Raw genomic sequence first — 16,587 nt, forward strand, 5'->3', positions numbered from 1 at the left:
TTGGAAAGGTCAGAAAAAATACTTGTCGTTGACGACGAGCTTAATATAGTAGAAGTCATCCGGTTATATTTGGAGCATGCCGATTTTGAGCCGGTCATTCTGTACCGGGGAGGGCAGGTTGTTGAAACGCTGCGGGAAACGAAACCGGCGCTTGTGCTGCTGGATGTGATGATGCCCGATTTGTCGGGCTTCGAGTTGTGTCAAATCATTCGTTCCATGGAAGACCCGTACCGGATGACACCGATTATTTTTTTAACGGCAAAAGGTGAAGCGATCGACAAGCTGCGCGGCTTTAATCTGGGGGTGGACGATTACATCGTCAAGCCGTTTGATCCCAATGAGCTGGTAGCGAGAATCAAGGCGGTGCTGAGACGGACCCAGCTGCCCCAGCAGCTTCCGGTGCCGAAGCCTTACGATGAGAAGAAAAAAGTGCTGCGCATCGGCTCGCTGATGATCGATCAGGAGCAGTACCGGGTCACGGTGCAGGGAACCAAAATTGATTTGACCCCCAAAGAAGTGGACCTGCTGTATTTTCTCGCCAGCAATCACGACAGGGTGTATACACGTGAAGATCTGCTCGGCTATGTGTGGAATTTCGATTTTAACGGCGGCACGCGGACGGTGGACGCTCATGTGAAAAATTTACGCAAAAAGTTGGGCGTACATAAGGAATGGACGATCCAGACATTATGGGGGATCGGTTATTCCTTCGAGGTGCACCATGGTTAAGCGCTGGCTTGGCAGCTTATATTTGAAAATCTTTTTATCTTTTTTGGCCACGTGCGTATTATTTTTTATTGGTCTGGCGGTATTTTGGAATTATTATTTTACGGAGCTGTTTTATAAGGATAAAAAAAATCTGCTGCAGTCGCGCTTCACGGAAATCACCAGAATCCTGCCTTCGTTTCAGGAGGGGACGATGTCCACACGGGAGCTTCGTTTCGGGTTGCGGATTATCGCCCGCAGCATCAACGGGCAAGTCTGGCTGGTCGATTCCAAAGGAAACATCCTGAACGGTTCCTCGGAGCTGGAAAATACGCTGATTCCCCAATCGATGGATCAGCTGTTCATCGAAGGATTGAAGGGACGCAGCGGATTTACGGGCAGTTCAAGCTTGTTCGGCGGCAAAACCCGTGACGGCACGCTTACGTTTTACGCGCCTGAGCGGTTGAACGGTCAGCCGATCGTGGTGTTTTTGCAAGCGCCTGCGGTGGAATTAAGCGATGCGATCGCCGCCGTCCGTGTGAATATTGTCGTGCCGCTCATATTTTCGCTTATTGCCGTGGCGGTCGTGCTGTACAGCTTGTCGCGGAAGCTAGCGGGTCCGCTGCAGCAGATGAATCAGGCGGCCATCGACTTGGCCAACGGCGACTTCACGACGCGGGTGCCCGTCACATCGACGGGAGAAATCGGCCAACTGGCGCGAAGCTTCAATTTCATGGTCGATCAGCTGGAAAATTGGGAGAACAGCCGGCAGGAATTTTTGGCCAACGTGTCTCATGAGCTGCGTTCTCCGCTGACCACACTCCGCGGCCTGATCGTGGCGATGAACGATAAAGTGATTCCCGAGGAGAAATACTCCTATTATTTAAAATTATGCGAGCACGAAATGCAGCGGCTGCAGCGGCTGGTCGTCGATTTGCTCGATTTGGCACGCATTCAGAACGGAAACGATGTTTTCCTGACCCGTCCTGTCCTGTTGAAGCATAAAATTGAAGAAGTGCTGGAAGTGATTCACAAGCGGGTGGAGGAAAAAGGCATTACCGTGCGAACCGAGCTGGGGGACGGTATCCATGGCCCGCTTCAGGCGCTGCTGGATCCTGATCGCTTTGCGCAAATTTTGCAAAACCTGCTGTATAATGCGATTCAATTTACACCTGCGGGCGGATATATCGATGTGCGTCTGTTCGAGGAGGAAGACAACGCCGTCATTGTGCTTAAAGACAGCGGTATCGGCATGACCAAAGAAGAGCTGGTGCGGATCTGGGAGCGCTTCTACAAAGCAGAACAGTCCCGCTTGTCGCAGTCTGACGGTACCGGGCTTGGGTTGACGATCGTGAAGCATTTGGTAGGAGGCATGGGCGGGCACATCTATGTAAACAGCGAAGTAGGGCACGGAACGGAATTTACAGTCGTTTTTCCGCAGTGGAGCGATGCGCACCTTCTCCATATGGAAGACTGAATTAACGAAGGTTTCACACTTTTTTTACAAACTATCCACAGTTTCATCAAGATTAGCCGTTATTGTTGATCTTAAGAAACACGGCAGCCTGAGAGTGGAGGGTTGGTGCGGATGTCTCTTGTGCGTTGGCTCATCCTAATGATAAATATGACTTTGTTGTTGACCGGCTGTGTCCAGCATGGGACCGTAACCGGCCCGGCCGCTCCCGAAACCGAGGCTGCGGATATGCAGACGTTAACCGAAAAGCAGCTTGTCTTCCTGTTTCAAACGTTAATGCAGATGGATAAGCGAGACGGGCTGGCGATTACAAGAAGCCAGGCACAGCAGCTGCTTCCGATTATCCGCAAAAACAGCACCGAGGGCGAACTGACCAGCGCGGATCAGAAAAAAATTATGGATTTGTTGTCCCCGGCGCAGAAACAAGCTTACGATGATTACCAGGAGCGGATGAGGAAGCGAATTCAATCGCTGGATAAAGACAAATCCCGATTGGATGAATTGTCGGAAAGCGATCGGGACCGGATCATCAATGAATTCAAGCAGCGCAGGACGGATAAGGAGAATGAACTTTCCGAACCTCCGATGCCGCCGCCGCGAAAGCCGGGATTTGACGAATTATCCGGCAAAAATGTGGAGCAGCAGCTGATTGAGCTGCTTGAGGCCCGCGCGGCCAAATAAATGAGGATAATAAAAGGAAGCGCCGGTTGCTGTGCATCACAGCGTCGGCGCTTCCTTTGTTTATGAATATGGCTCTTACTCCACAGCAGCCGTGGAGGCATAACCTTCAAGCACGATTTCCAGCTCGCCTGTTTCAGGGCTGATGATGAGCCCGTGGACCGGTAAGTTTCTGGGCAGCAGCGGGTGGTTTCTGATGATGTTGACACTGCCGATGACGCTGTCTCTGACATAATCGAAGCCGGTCAGCCAACGGTTCAAATCGATGCCGGCATGCTGCAGCGTTTCGATGGTGATGTCGGATACGCCGCGTTCTTTGGCTTTATGAACGACTTCGTCCGGGTTTAAGCCTGTCATCCCGCAGCCATGATGGCCGATGACGAATATTTCTTCCGCTTCGAGCTGGTACACAGCGACGAGAATACTCCGCATGACGCTCCCGAACGGGTGAGAGACGACCGCGCCGGCGTTTTTGATGATTTTGGCATCGCCATTGTGCAGATTGAGCGCTTTAGGCATCAGTTCGGTCAACCGGGCGTCCATACAAGTGATGATCGCCATTTTTTTATCCGGAAACTTGGTTGTTCGGTAAGGCTCGTAAGATTTGCTTTCCACAAATTTTTGGTTATAATCGATCAGTTCGGCTAGTAATGTCATCTATAAAGTCCCCTTCTTTATCGGTATCGTTGTTATCCAATTTTACTTGCAAAGGCTCCATGCCGGCGCTTAAGGCTGCGGAACGGATTCGTACAACTTCATATTGGTCGAATAAATTTGCTGGCTGCTTTTCAGTTCAAAGCTGCGCCGCGCATCATTGTAATCGATCTTCATCTTGTCCTCGAAAAATACTTCGTCTCTCGTTTTGTACGAAACGGCAAAAGGCTCCGATATCGCGGCGATATCGTCCGGATCGGCATGATGCGCAATGCGCAGGGCGGGCACTCCGTTAACGGCGCATCCGCAGCCCTCCGTGTCGTATACGAGCCTCAGCCGGGATCCGGGTTCCGCCAGCTTGGGGGCCAGCTCTTTAACGGCAGATTCCGTGAACGTAATATACATGGCACTTCACTCCTTTTTCTGAAAAATAGTATACCACAAATGGCGAACTATTTGCTTCTGTCCGAAGCGCAAAGTATCATCATAAGTAGTAAAATATCTCATTTGCGAAAGGAGCCGCAACGATGACCGAATACGATGCAAACAAACTTAAGGAGTTTCGCAGCTTTCTCAAAAAAATCAAAAGCTATGAAGAGGCCGTTGGCCTGATGTATTGGGATTTGCGGACCGGCGCCCCGAAAAAAGGCGTCGAGATGCGTTCGGAGGTGATCGGCGTATTGTCGGGAGAGGCATTCCGCCTTTCGACGTCGGAGCAAATGGCCGATTATCTCGACTATTTTTCCGAACCGGGACGCCTTGCCGAATTGGGCTCGATCGATCAGCGCATCGTAACGGAATCGAAAAAAGATTACGAGCGCAGCAAAAAAATCCCGCCCGAAAAATATGAAGCTTACGTGGTGCTGACTTCGCAAGCCGAATCCGTCTGGGAAGAAGCAAAAGAAGCCGGCGACTGGGACATGTTCAAACCGTATTTGGAAAAAGTGGTGGAAGTCAACCTGGAGTTTATCGAGTTATGGGGTTATGAGGGGCATAAATATAATACGCTGCTCGACATGTACGAGCCCGGCATGACGGTGGAGAAGCTGGATCAAGTGTTTGGCGCGCTGCGCGAGAAAGCGGTGCCGCTGCTCTCCGCTTTGCAGTCCTCGCCTGATCAGCCGGACACGTCTTTTATGCACCAGCAATTCGATAAGGAGAAGCAGCGCCAATTCAGCCTGTTTATTCTGGGCCAGATGGGCTACGATTTCAACGCGGGACGGCTTGACGAGACCGTACATCCGTTTGCGACGGGACTGAATCCGGGTGATGTGCGGATCACGACCCGTTTTCTGCCCGACGATGTGAACAGCGCGTTGTTTGGCACGATCCACGAAGGCGGACATGCGCTCTATGAGCAAAATATTTCGACCGAGCTGAACGGTACGCCGCTATCCACCGGCACATCGATGGGTATTCACGAATCGCAGTCGCGTTTCTGGGAAAACATGATCGGCCGCAGCAAGGAGTTTTGGAGCCGTTATTACGGCGATTTGCAGAAGAATTACCCGGGGCAATTCGATGATGTGTCGGTGGAGCAATTTTACCGTGCGACCAATCAGGTTCAGCCTTCGCTGATTCGTATTGAAGCCGACGAGCTTACATACAATTTGCATATCATGGTCCGTTATGAGATCGAGAAAGCGCTGTTCAGCGGCGCTGCCAAAGTCGCCGATCTGCCCGAGCTGTGGAATGCCAAATATAAAGAGTATCTCGGCGTAGAGCCGGCGAATAATGGGGAAGGCGTGCTCCAGGATGTCCATTGGTCGAGCGGCGCGTTTGGTTACTTTCCGTCCTATGCGCTGGGCAATATCTACGCGGCTCAGTTCATGAACACGATGAAAAAGGAACTGCCCAACCTGGATAAGTTAATTGCCGAAGGCAATCTGCTGCCGATCAAGGAATGGCTTACCGAGAAGGTATATCGTCACGGCAAAGCGCTGAATCCGGGCGAAATCATGCTGCAAGTCACCGGCGAAGAGCTGAATCCGGATTATTTGGTCCAATATTTGGAGCAAAAATATAAAGAGATCTATCGCTTATAATCGAATGGTTTAACTAACTAAACCGCAGCACCTGCACTTCCATGCGCAGGTGCTGCGGTTTTTTTGTATTCGCAACGCACTGAAGTCGAGCGTGTCCCGCCAATGCCAAGCGCCAGCGATGGCAAGGCGGGACAAACGCGGGCCAAGAGGCACGCAGGAGCTCCTCGCATCATCGCGCCGCAGTGAAGCGCAGTTGCGCCAAAGCCAAGCGCTAGCGATGGCAGGGCGCAACAATGCGCGAGCCCGAGGCACGTAGCTGCACCCACATCATCGCGCCGCAGTGAAGCGCAGTTGCACCAAAGCCAAGCGCCAGCGATGGCAAGGCGCAACAATGCGCGAGCCCGAGGCACACAGGAGCTCCCCACATCACCGCGCCGCAGTGAAGCGCAGTTGCGCCAAAGCCAAACGTCAGCGATGGCAAGGCGCAACAATGCGCGGGCTCGCGGCACACAGCCGCACCACCGACGGGCGGGTCCAGGGCGCAGCGCCTGGGGTCCCCCTGCTAGGGGGATTGAGGGGGTCACATCTGACTGGGCTCGCGCATACGCTATTACAACTCAAATACCAATTACAGGAGGGACTTGCATCATGAACAAACGGAAGTGGGCCGCATGGCTGGCCATATTGCTTGCGGTCATGGCGGTGTTGTCGGCGTGCGGTAACAACGCAGGCGGTGTAACCAAGGTGCGGATCGGAGAAGTGACACGGTCCATATTTTACGCTCCGGAGTACGTAGCGATCTCCCAGGGCTTTTTTAAAGAGCAAGGACTTGATGTTGAACTTAGCACCATCCCCGGCGGGGATAAAACGATGACAGCGCTGCTTACGAACAACATCGATGTGGCGCTGGTCGGCTCGGAAACGTCGATTTTTGTGTACCAGCAAGGCTCCGACGATCCGGTCATCAACTTCTCGCAGCTGACGCAAACCGACGGAACGTTCCTGGTGGCGCGCAAACAGGTGGCCAATTTTGACTGGAACTCGTTGAAAGGCTCGACTTTCTTGGGGCAACGCAAAGGCGGCATGCCGCAGATGGCCGGCGAATTCACGCTGAAGAAGAAAGGCATCAACCCGCAGAAGGATCTGAACCTGATCCAAAACGTCGATTTCGCCAACATTCCTTCGGCCTTCTTGTCCGGCACCGGCGATTATGTGCAGATGTTTGAACCCCAAGCCACCGTCATCGAGAAACAAGGCAAAGGTTTCGTTATCGCTTCTTTTGGCGTTGAAAGCGGGCATCTTCCTTATACGGTGTTTATGGCGAAGAAAAGTTTTATCGGCAAAAATCCCGATACGATTCAGAAGTTTGCCAACGCCATCCAGAAGGCTCAAAACTGGGTGCAAGCCAAAAGCGTAAACGAGATCAGCGACGCCATCGCGTCTTATTTTCAGGATACCGACAAAGAGATCATTCAAGGTGTCGTCAAGCGTTATAAGGACCAGGGCTCTTTCTCGACGGACGGGATCATCGAAGAGCAGGAATGGAACAACCTGCAGGATGTCATGCAGACGGCGGGAGAATTGAAGGAAAGAACGGATTATAAAGCACTGGTGAACAATCAATTTGCCGAAAAAGCGAAACAGTCGATCAAGTAGCCGCTGAGTTATAACCGAAACCGGATGTGAGGAGGGAACCAGATGAACAGTGCGGTGCAGCTGGAAGGGGTAACCCATGTGTATGTAGGGGACGGGGGCGCTTCATTGGCTGTGGAAAATGTGATGCTGGATGTGGCGCCCGGCGAGTTTGTCAGTCTGATCGGCCCAAGCGGCTGCGGCAAAACAACGATTCTTTCGCTGATTGCCGGACTGCTGGAGCCTACAGTGGGGACGGTGCGAATCGGCGGGGAAGTGATTAGCGAACCGACACGCAAGGTGGGATACATGCTGCAGCAGGATTATTTGTTCCCATGGCGCACCATTTATGAGAATTGCCTGATCGGTCTTGAGTTAACCGGCAAAATAACCGAGCAGCAGCAGTATTATGTCCTTCAGCTGCTTGAGGAAATGGGGCTGGCCGATGCCGCGCACAAATATCCTCATCAGTTATCGGGCGGCATGAGGCAGCGTGTCGCGCTCGTACGGACACTTGCGACCAGGCCGGATATTTTGCTGCTCGACGAACCGTTCTCCGCGCTGGACTACCAGACCAAGCTCACCCTGGAGGATCTTGTCTCGGAAACGCTCAAAGCGCATCACAAAACGGCGGTGCTGGTCACACACGACATTTCCGAAGCGATTGCAATGAGCGACAGGGTTATTGTGCTGCAGCCCAGTCCCGGCAAAATCCGCAAAGCCGTGTCCGTGCCGGCGACCATTCGTGCGGCTACGCCGTTTACGGCACGTGAGCTGGCGGGTTTCCACGATTTGTTCCACGTTTTGTGGAGCGAGTTCGAGCAGATGGAGCAGAAGGGAGGCAGGGAATTGTGAAAACCAATCCGCATGCTGCCCCTGCGGGACTGACGGCGCGGGTGTACAGCGAATACATGCAGGTACAGCGAAAATTAACGTGGAAAGTCCGAAGCGTGCAGTTATTGCTGCTGGTCGTTTTTCTCGCGGTATGGGAAGTGGCAGGCAGGCTCAAGTGGATTGATGTGCTGCTGTTCAGCTACCCAAGCAAAATCATGCAGCTGTTGATCGATAAAACGCTGGATGGCACATTGCTGCTGCACGTAGGGGTTACATTTTGGGAAACCGTTGTCGGTTTTGTGCTTGGCACGCTGCTTGGTACGGTCATCGCTATGGCTATCTGGTGGTTTCCATTTCTGTCGCGGGTGTTGGATCCGTATATCGTGGTCTTGAACAGCTTGCCGAAAGTGGCGCTGGGCCCGCTGTTTATCGTGGCGCTTGGACCGGGAATGATTTCGATTATTGCCACAACGCTTTCGATAACGGTCATCATTACGACACTTGTCGTATATAACAGCTTTAAGGAAGTGGACCCCAACTACACAAAGGTGATCCGGGTGTTCGGAGGCGGCAAGCCGGATATTTTCCGCAAGGTGGTGCTGCGGGCGTCTTATCCGACCATCGTTTCTACATTAAAAGTGAACGTCGGGTTGTCATGGGTCGGGGTGATCGTCGGCGAATTTCTCGTATCCAAGGAAGGACTGGGTTATTTAATCATTTACGGATTTCAAGTATTCAACTTTACGTTAGTCATCGGCAGCGTGTTTATCATCGCCATAGCGGCAACTCTTATGTACGAAGCGGTCGCTTATTTGGAAAAACGTTTGTTTGCTCGTAAATAACCGAATCCCGGGAACATGTTTGACACAAAAACCCCTGAAGCTGAGCTTTGCCGCAACCGGCAGCCGCGCCCCAGGGGTTTAAACATATTGAAAGAGATTGGGCAAATGGAGTACACTATCGGTACTGCCGATAGTTACTTACAGAAAGAGGTTTGCTCGTGGGCATTCGCATTCTAAAAACAGCATTAGCCGTCGTGCTCGCCATTTATATCGCCCAAGCGGTTCAGCTGCATTCACCGGTATCGGCCGGGCTGCTGGCCATTCTCGGAATTGAGGTCACGAAGAGAAAAGGGCTAAACAGCGTGTTCCAGCGGACCACCGCTTCGGTGCTCGGATTGTTATACGCTTCCTTGCTGTTCTGGATATTCGGCTTTCACGTTTGGGTGATTGCTATTTATATTCTCGGTTTGTATCCGATCTTGTCCAGGCTGAAGCTGCGCGACGGCGTCGTCACCAGTTCGGTGGTGATGTTCCATCTGTACCTCGCGGAATCGGTGGAGCCGTGGCTTATTTTTAACGAAATTGGCCTGTTAATTGTAGGTTTGGGCGTTTCCACGCTGATTAACATTATTTATATGCCTAATGCGGATAAAGATCTGACGCAGCTCAGGACGGAATTGGAAGCGTCGTTTTCCGTGATTTTCAAGGAGTTTTCCATGCATCTCAAAGAATCGGCTCATATTTGGTCCGGTCACGAGCTGCTGGACGCCCATCGGATCGTGGAGAAAGGCAAATTGCTTGCGCGGCGCTCGATTGAGAATGCGCTGTTTGGGGCGGATACGCAGTGGCTGATTTATTTTGAAATGCGCGACACCCAGCTGGACCAGGTCGACCGCATGCTTCAACTGATCGCCCAAATTTATGAAACGATGCCGTACGGCACGCTGCTTGCAGAAATTTTCGAAGAATTAAGCCATGACGTGAAGGTAGAATACTATACCGGAAGGTCCGAAGAAAGATTGATTGCGCTTGAGGCGCAGTACAGGCAGATGCCGCTTCCCGCAACCCGCGAGGAGTTTGAAATCCGCTCGGCCCTGCTGCAATTATGTATGGAGCTCAGTACATATTTGTCCGTATCTCGAAGAGACAAGAAAAAAATATTAAAGAAAAACGATTCTTAAAAAGTTTTTGTCACCCTAGACGAATGTCCTGCATACAAATGTAATGAATGATTGTATGGAGGAGGTTGAAAGGATGTCGTTAGATAAAGATTTACAGTGCAGAGAGATCTATACGAAAGCAGTATGCGGCAGAGGACGGCGATTTTCGCAAGTCAGCCACACGGTAACTCCGCCATATGCGCCATCCAGCATTTTAGGTGCCTGGATCATCAACAATCAATATGAAGCGGTGAAGTCCGGGGATAGCGTGGAAGTGGTGGGTACTTACGACATCAATATTTGGTATTCCTATGACAGAAATACTAAAACGGATGTTGCGAAAGAAACAGTTTCCTATGTAGAAGCCGTCCCTCTCTCTTTTCTCGACAAGAAACATAAGCCGGCTTCGGCCGAAGTTGCCGCTAACGCCACGCAAGAGCCCAACTGTGTGGAAGCGAGTGTTTCCTCCAACGGAAGCAGTGTCGTGATTCGTGTTGAGCGCGAGTTCAAGGTGGAGATGATCGCCGAAACAAAAGTTTGCGTTGTCGTTTGCCCGGGCGGATGCGGGGATGATGACGACAAATCGGTTGATTTTGCTTATGGCGGCGAAGAGGGCGATTTTGAAGATCTCGATCCGGATATGCTGGATGAGGACTTAAGTTAACCCGGCTGCTCTTTATCTTTACCACATTGTATGCCGAGAAGGGCTTTTCGGCAGGGGGCATTAGCCCTCTTTTTGCAACAAGCAACAATTTGGGCATAGGCGCGAAATTCATAACTTATTTTTAAAAAAGCAACCTCTAAATCGCGGCCGTCCTATGCCCTGCGGCCAAGTTAGAGGTTTTCTTGTTCATGTCGCCAAGTAGGGAGGCCTGTGATGACCGTAGCCTTTATTCATTCCAATGAACCCCGGCTCAGGCAATTTCTCAAGTGCCTTGCCATTCCGCATACGTCGCTTACGCCGGAGCCGGGTACCTACGAGACGCTTATCCAATGGGGCGGCTTCGTGCAGGAGCAGCCCGGCCAGCGCAGGCTTCAGCCCGTGCAAAGCGTTCTCCGCACGCGTAATGCCGCAAAGACGTCGCAGTTATTGCGATTGCACGGGATGAAGCCGGAGTTGGACAAGGAACCTTCGGCTGCCGGTTACGCTTATTTGTACCAGATTCCTGTGTTCCACCTGGAGCCGCTTGCCGTATTTGAAAGAAGACATACCGCCACCTTCTATCACAGCTCTAAGCCCCAACCGGTTCGCTACATCGAGATGGAGGGGGCTTCCGGTTTCCATGCCGGAAGAGCCAAACGGGAGGCGGTGAAGGCGATTTATGCGCTTGGGCTTGATTACGGTATCGTGACCGTCGGTGTACGGGATGCGATGGAGCCGGTGGATATTGTGCGTGTCGATGCCGAGCCGAAGCTGACGGGCCGGTGGGCTGAATTGTTCGCGGATGCCATGTTCAGGTACGGGGAGGAACTGCAGCGGGAGCGCGAACTGCGCGAGCGTCCGCTGACCATCGGGATGGACCCCGAGTTCCTGTTAAGGGACCATGCCGGTGAAGTCGTTTTTGCATCGCAATTTATGGACAAAGAAGGCAAGGCGGGCTGCGATTCGATTGTGCTGCCGGACCGGAGCAAGGTGTATCCGCTTGTCGAGCTGAGGCCGCTGCCAAGCCCCGATATCCGCGAATTGATCATCAACCTTCAGCGCACGATGCAGCTGGCTGCGCGCAAAATCGGCGACTCCTCGCTGGAGTGGCTTGCCGGAGGCATGCCTGTTAAAGGTTTTCCGCTGGGAGGCCATATTCATTTTGGCAATGTGCAGCTTAACGTGCATTTGCTGAGGGCGCTTGACAATTATGTGGCGCTGCCGCTGCTTTTGCTGGAGGACGTCACGACCGGACAAAGACGCCCGAAATACGGGTTTTTGGGCGATTTCCGCCGAAAGTCCTCTCTCAGGTTCGAATACCGGACGCTGCCAAGCTGGATCCTGTCGCCTGCCGTCACCAAGGGGACGTTGGCTTTGGCAAAGCTGGTCGCGACTCATTACCTGGAGCTTACGCGTCTGCCGCTGCAGTATGCGGATGTGCAAGTCTCTTATTATAACGGCGACAAAGCGGCCTTGCGGGACATCGTGACAGGTCTGTGGGGCGAGCTCGAGGCACTGCCTTCTTATGCGCAGTACCGGGCTTATCTTGAGCCTTTTAAAAAGCTGGTCATGGATATGAAGAGCTGGGACGAACAAGTTGATTTCCGCAAACGGTGGAAAATAACGCCCGCAAACGAGAAAAGCTCCGCGGACTATCAAATCATGGTATAATAGATGATATACGGCCGCGGGAAGTTGGCTGTGTCGGCAGTTGCTGCTGTTATTTTTTTGAACGTGCTGGAGGAAGTCGGATGGCTAAGTATACGCCTATGATAGAGCAATACCTTGGCGTCAAGGCCGAGGTGCCTGATGCTTTTTTGTTTTTCCGTTTAGGCGATTTCTATGAAATGTTTTTTGAGGATGCGGTTAACGCGTCCAGAGAGCTGGAAATTACGCTGACCGGCCGCGAAGGCGGGATGGAGGAACGCATTCCGATGTGCGGCGTACCCTATCATTCCGCGGAGAACTATATCGCCAAACTGGTAGAAAAAGGTTACAAGGTTGCGATATGCGAGCAGGTCGAGAATCCCGCCGAAGCCAAAGGAGTGGTCCGCCGGGAAATTGTGCGGATCGTAACGCCCGGCACGGTTATGGATGCGAGATCGCTGGGGGAAACCGCGAACAATTACATTATTGCCATCGCCGAGCAGGCCGGCAATTTCGGTTTGACCGCCTGCGACATATCGACCGGAGAGCTTCATACGACGCTGCTGGAAGGCTCGCTGGAGCTGCTGCTTGATGAAATCAACGTCTACAATCCGTCGGAGGTGCTTGGCTCCGAGCAGCTTCTGGAGACGATTCGCGGGCAAGCGGCGGCTTGGATGAAAGGCGTATCGTGGACGCCTTGGACTAAGCAGGAATTTAACGTGGACGGGCATTTTGCCGAAGGCGAGCGCCAGAGGGTCGAACCGCTGTCGCTGCATGCAATCAGTCTGCTGATGAGTTATTTGCAGGAGACGCAAAAACGGTCGCTTACGCATATTAAGCATATCCGGCGTTACGAGCAAAGCCAATACATGATTATGGACCCGTTTACCCGGCGCAATCTGGAGCTTGTCGAAACGGTATGGGACCGCGGCAAAAAAGGCACGCTGCTGTGGCTGCTCGACAAAACCGTCACCGCCATGGGGGGACGCTTGCTTCGCCGCTGGATCGAGAAACCGCTGATGAGCATGGTCAAAATCAATGAGCGGCTGGAAGCGGTGGATAAGCTGTACAGCCAGTTGATCGTACGCGAGGAGCTGCGGCAGCAGCTTAAGCTGGTGTATGATCTGGAGCGCCTTACGGCGCGGATCGCATACGGCAGCGCAAATGCGCGCGACCTGCTCGCTTTGAAGGTATCGCTGCTGCAGATGCCCGGGCTTAAGGAGCTGTGCGCAACGTCCGGCTCGGAAACGCTAGCCCGGCTGAGCGCCGGGATGGACGTCTGCGACGATATCGCCGGGTGGATTGAGACCGCCATTGTGGACGAGCCTCCGGTTTCCGTGCGCGACGGCGGGATGCTGAAGATGGGTTACCATGAACGTCTCGACCAATTAAAGGAAGCGAATATCAGCGGCAAAGTATGGATCGCCGAGCTGGAGCGGAAGGAACGTGAAGCGACCGGCGTCAAATCGCTCAAGATCGGGTTTAATAAGGTGTTTGGTTATTACATTGAAGTGACCCGGTCCAATCTTGGAGTGCTCCCGGAGGGGCGGTACGAGCGCAAGCAGACGCTCGCCGGCGCGGAACGGTTCGTCACACCCGAGCTGAAGGAAAAAGAAGCGCTGATTCTCGAAGCCGAAGATAAAATGGTCGATTTGGAATATGAGCTTTTCGTTGAGCTGCGGGACAAGCTGGCTTCACAAGTATCTCGCCTGCAGCAGTTGGCGGAAATCGTCGCTTCGATCGACGTGCTGCAATCGTTTGGCACTGTCAGCGCGTCGCATCAATTCAGAAAACCCGAGGTCGACGGCGGTTTCGAGCTGCTGATCGAAGAGGGCCGCCACCCGGTCGTCGAAGCGGTGATGACCGGCGGGTTATTTATCGCCAATGAAACCAAGCTGTCGCAAGAGGCGGGCAGCATGCTGCTGATCACCGGTCCCAACATGGCCGGTAAAAGCACCTACATGAGGCAGGTTGCGATTATATGCATCATGGCGCAAATCGGCTGCTTTGTCCCTTCCCTGAAGGCGCGAGTTCCGGTCATCGACCGCATCTTCACGCGTATTGGGGCGGCAGACGACTTGATCGGCGGGCAAAGCACGTTTATGGTCGAAATGATGGACATTCAAGTGATGTGCGAAAAAGCGACAGCGCGCAGTCTTGTCATTATCGACGAGCTGGGCCGGGGTACCTCGACCGGCGAAGGCATGGCGATCGCCCAGGCGGTTATCGAGCATCTTCACGATAAAGTCGGCTGCAAGACGCTTGTATCGACGCATTTTCACGAGCTGGCGCATCTGGAAGAGAGCCTCGGTCAACTGCGCAATTACTGTATGGCGGTCAAAGAAAGCGGCCGCCAGGTGACGTTCCTGCGCAAGCTGATTCCCGGCGCCGCAAGCACCAGCTACGGCATTTATTGCGCGCAAATCGCCGGGCTGCCGGACTCGATCATTCAGCGCTCGTATGACCTGCTGAATTCGTTCGAAGCGCGCGCCGAGCTGGCTGTCGCACAATCGCAGACGGCTGCCGCGGATAGCCAGGCGACCGCCGGGCTGTTATCGGCGGAGCCGGCGGTTTCGCCGCAGGCGCGGCATACGGCGCAAGAGCCGCCGCTCGCCTATAAGACGGACAGCAGCCAGACGACTGCGGCGGAAGCATCCGCACAGCAGCTGCACAATGCGGTGCAGCTGAGCTTGTTCAGCGACGAGCAGCCACCGGCCAAGGGGCAGCGCGGCAAGCACGATCCGGCGCGCGACCGCAAAGCGGACGAGCTGCTGGAGAAGGTGAAGATGGCCGATTTGATCAATATGACGCCACTTCAGGCAATGAACTTTTTATATGAACTGAAACAAAAAATATAAAGCGGCTTTTTGAACAACCTTTAAGAGTTAATGGCATTAATAATAAATCATATAAAGGATGACTTCCGATGAAAAAATTAACGATGGCTTCCCGATTGAAAAAATCGGTATCGGCTGCGATTGTATTGATGATGCTGACTCCTTTCTCCGCTTTTGCCGCGGATGCAAACGCCACCTCCAGTTCGGCGGACCAGGTGAAGGAAATCTTGGACATGCTGCAGCAAAACCATGTCAGCGCCCCAAGTGCGGACAATTTGTCGACGGCCGCGATTAAAGGCATGGTCGATTCGCTGAAAGACCCTTATACCGTTTACTTTACCAAAAACGAATGGCAGCAATTTACCGACAGCCTGGAGCAAAACTATGTCGGGATTGGTGTCCGCGTTGGTGAAGATAAAGACGGCATTCTGATCGTGCAAGTATTCGGCGGCTCCTCCGCCGAAGCAGCGGGCATCAAACGCGGCGATATTATTACCAAGGTGGAGGGCGCTGCTACCGCAGGGAAGAAGCTGGACGACGTCATCAGCACCATCTTGGGCACGGCCGGCACGGAAGTCAATTTGACAATCAAACGGGGAGACAGCAGCTTTGATGTAAAAACAACCCGCAAGCAGGTGCAAATTCCCGTCGTGACCAGCCATATGTTCGCTAACGGCGTTGGGTATATCAATGTGAGCAGCTTTTCGGCCGAAGCGGACGAGCTGTTTGCCAGCAATTTGGACACTTTGAAGCAGCAGGGCTTAAAGACGCTGCTTATCGATTTGCGTAACAATCCGGGTGGACTGCTCGATTCGGCGCTTAATATTTCCAAGCTGTTCATTAAAGAAGGCGTGTTGATTCATACCAAAGACCGCGACAACGTCGACGATCCGGTGCTGATCCAAGGAGGCGCAACACAGCCATTTCCGGTCGTCATGCTGGTTGACGAATACAGCGCCAGTGCTTCTGAAGTGCTGACCGGCGCGCTGCAGGATTACAATCATGTGAAAGTCGTCGGCACCAAAACGTTCGGCAAAGGCAGCGTGCAGTCCGTTTATCCGCTGGCGAACGGCGGCGCTCTGAAAGTAACGATCGAAGAGTATTTGACGCCAAATATGCGCAAGGTGAACAAAGTCGGCTTGACTCCGGACATTGAGTCTCAAGGAGAAGTGCCGCAGTTGATTACGGCCCTTCGCACTGCAGGGCTGACCAGCTTTACTTTGGAGCAGAACCGCAGAAACACGTCGCTAAATAGCTATGAATTAAACGACAGCTTTAATATCGTCAGCCAAAATGGACGCACTTATATTCCGTCACGCGTGCTGGCGGCGCTTGTGGGAGCGGACGTCAGCTGGAACGAAGCGGACAAGTCCGTGGTTGTTGCGGCTGGGGATATCAGCGCCGCATTTTCCACTGCCGAGTCCGGCGATTCGTTGAATCAGGAAGGCACCAGCTTTATTGACGTCAGCAAGTTCGCGGATACATTCAAGCAATTGAAATGGTCGCAGGACGGCGGAGTGCTGAAGTTATCCGTCCAGTAAGTTCTTAAGAAATTA

General features: G+C 52.9%; 14 protein-coding genes. 12 read left to right on the plus strand and 2 right to left on the minus strand.

The features are described from left to right. The 3 genes from EYB31_RS07080 (at position 1) to EYB31_RS07090 (ending at position 2,860) form a co-directional block, all read left to right on the plus strand. Positions 1-729 carry a response regulator transcription factor gene (locus EYB31_RS07080; RefSeq protein ID WP_131012591.1) on the plus strand — a complete coding sequence of 243 codons (729 nt, stop codon included), beginning with the start codon at positions 1-3 and terminating at the stop codon, positions 727-729. Next, a complete protein-coding gene (locus EYB31_RS07085; RefSeq protein WP_131012592.1) occupies positions 722-2,182 on the plus strand; it encodes a sensor histidine kinase in 1,461 nt (486 codons plus the stop codon). Before EYB31_RS07080 ends, EYB31_RS07085 begins: the two co-directional genes overlap by 8 nt. A 138-nt stretch (positions 2,183-2,320) precedes the next feature. Then, entirely contained in the window at positions 2,321-2,860 is a 540-nt protein-coding gene (locus EYB31_RS07090; protein ID WP_165452278.1) for a hypothetical protein, read from the plus strand. 75 nt (positions 2,861-2,935) lie between these two features. Here the strand turns inward: EYB31_RS07090 and EYB31_RS07095 are convergent, their stop codons facing one another. Together EYB31_RS07095 and EYB31_RS07100 are read right to left on the minus strand one after the other, a co-directional pair. Then, positions 2,936-3,514, minus strand: a complete 579-nt coding sequence (locus EYB31_RS07095; RefSeq protein ID WP_131012594.1) for a beta-class carbonic anhydrase — start codon at positions 3,512-3,514, stop codon at positions 2,936-2,938. 69 nt (positions 3,515-3,583) lie between these two features. Next, positions 3,584-3,916, minus strand: a complete 333-nt coding sequence (locus EYB31_RS07100; protein ID WP_131012595.1) for an iron-sulfur cluster biosynthesis family protein — start codon at positions 3,914-3,916, stop codon at positions 3,584-3,586. A gap of 122 nt (positions 3,917-4,038) precedes the next feature. Between EYB31_RS07100 and EYB31_RS07105 the strand changes: the two genes are divergently transcribed. The 9 genes from EYB31_RS07105 to EYB31_RS07145 all read left to right on the plus strand — a co-directional run bounded on the left by EYB31_RS07105 (position 4,039) and on the right by EYB31_RS07145 (position 16,572). Beyond that, the gene (locus EYB31_RS07105; RefSeq protein ID WP_131012596.1) at positions 4,039-5,556 is read left to right on the plus strand and encodes a carboxypeptidase M32; all 1,518 of its coding nucleotides are present in this window, start codon (positions 4,039-4,041) and stop codon (positions 5,554-5,556) included. A gap of 588 nt (positions 5,557-6,144) precedes the next feature. Then, a complete protein-coding gene (locus EYB31_RS07110; protein ID WP_131012597.1) occupies positions 6,145-7,152 on the plus strand; it encodes an ABC transporter substrate-binding protein in 1,008 nt (335 codons plus the stop codon). 42 nt (positions 7,153-7,194) lie between these two features. Beyond that, complete coding sequence (locus EYB31_RS07115; RefSeq protein ID WP_131012598.1) at positions 7,195-7,983, plus strand: ABC transporter ATP-binding protein; 789 nt, start codon at positions 7,195-7,197, stop codon at positions 7,981-7,983. Between the two features lie 56 nt (positions 7,984-8,039). Beyond that, complete coding sequence (locus EYB31_RS07120; RefSeq protein ID WP_131012897.1) at positions 8,040-8,804, plus strand: ABC transporter permease; 765 nt, start codon at positions 8,040-8,042, stop codon at positions 8,802-8,804. Positions 8,805-8,962: 158 nt separating this feature from the next. Then, on the plus strand, positions 8,963-9,925 hold the full coding sequence (locus EYB31_RS07125; RefSeq protein WP_131012599.1) for an aromatic acid exporter family protein: 963 nt from the start codon (positions 8,963-8,965) through the stop codon (positions 9,923-9,925). 73 nt (positions 9,926-9,998) lie between these two features. Next, a complete protein-coding gene (locus tag EYB31_RS07130) occupies positions 9,999-10,568 on the plus strand; it encodes an outer spore coat protein CotE (protein WP_131012600.1) in 570 nt (189 codons plus the stop codon). A 213-nt stretch (positions 10,569-10,781) separates the two neighbouring features. After that, positions 10,782-12,218, plus strand: a complete 1,437-nt coding sequence (locus tag EYB31_RS07135; RefSeq protein WP_131012601.1) for a putative amidoligase domain-containing protein — start codon at positions 10,782-10,784, stop codon at positions 12,216-12,218. An 80-nt stretch (positions 12,219-12,298) separates the two neighbouring features. Continuing rightward, complete coding sequence (mutS, locus tag EYB31_RS07140; RefSeq protein ID WP_131012602.1) at positions 12,299-15,052, plus strand: DNA mismatch repair protein MutS; 2,754 nt, start codon at positions 12,299-12,301, stop codon at positions 15,050-15,052. Positions 15,053-15,120: 68 nt separating this feature from the next. Beyond that, positions 15,121-16,572: a S41 family peptidase gene (locus tag EYB31_RS07145; RefSeq protein WP_131012603.1), complete on the plus strand. Its 1,452-nt coding sequence runs from the start codon at positions 15,121-15,123 to the stop codon at positions 16,570-16,572. The last annotated feature ends 15 nt before the right edge of the window (positions 16,573-16,587 follow it).

Origin of the sequence: Paenibacillus thalictri, from assembly GCF_004307995.1 — a bacterium.
GTDB classification, from domain to species: domain Bacteria; phylum Bacillota; class Bacilli; order Paenibacillales; family NBRC-103111; genus Paenibacillus_AF; species Paenibacillus_AF thalictri.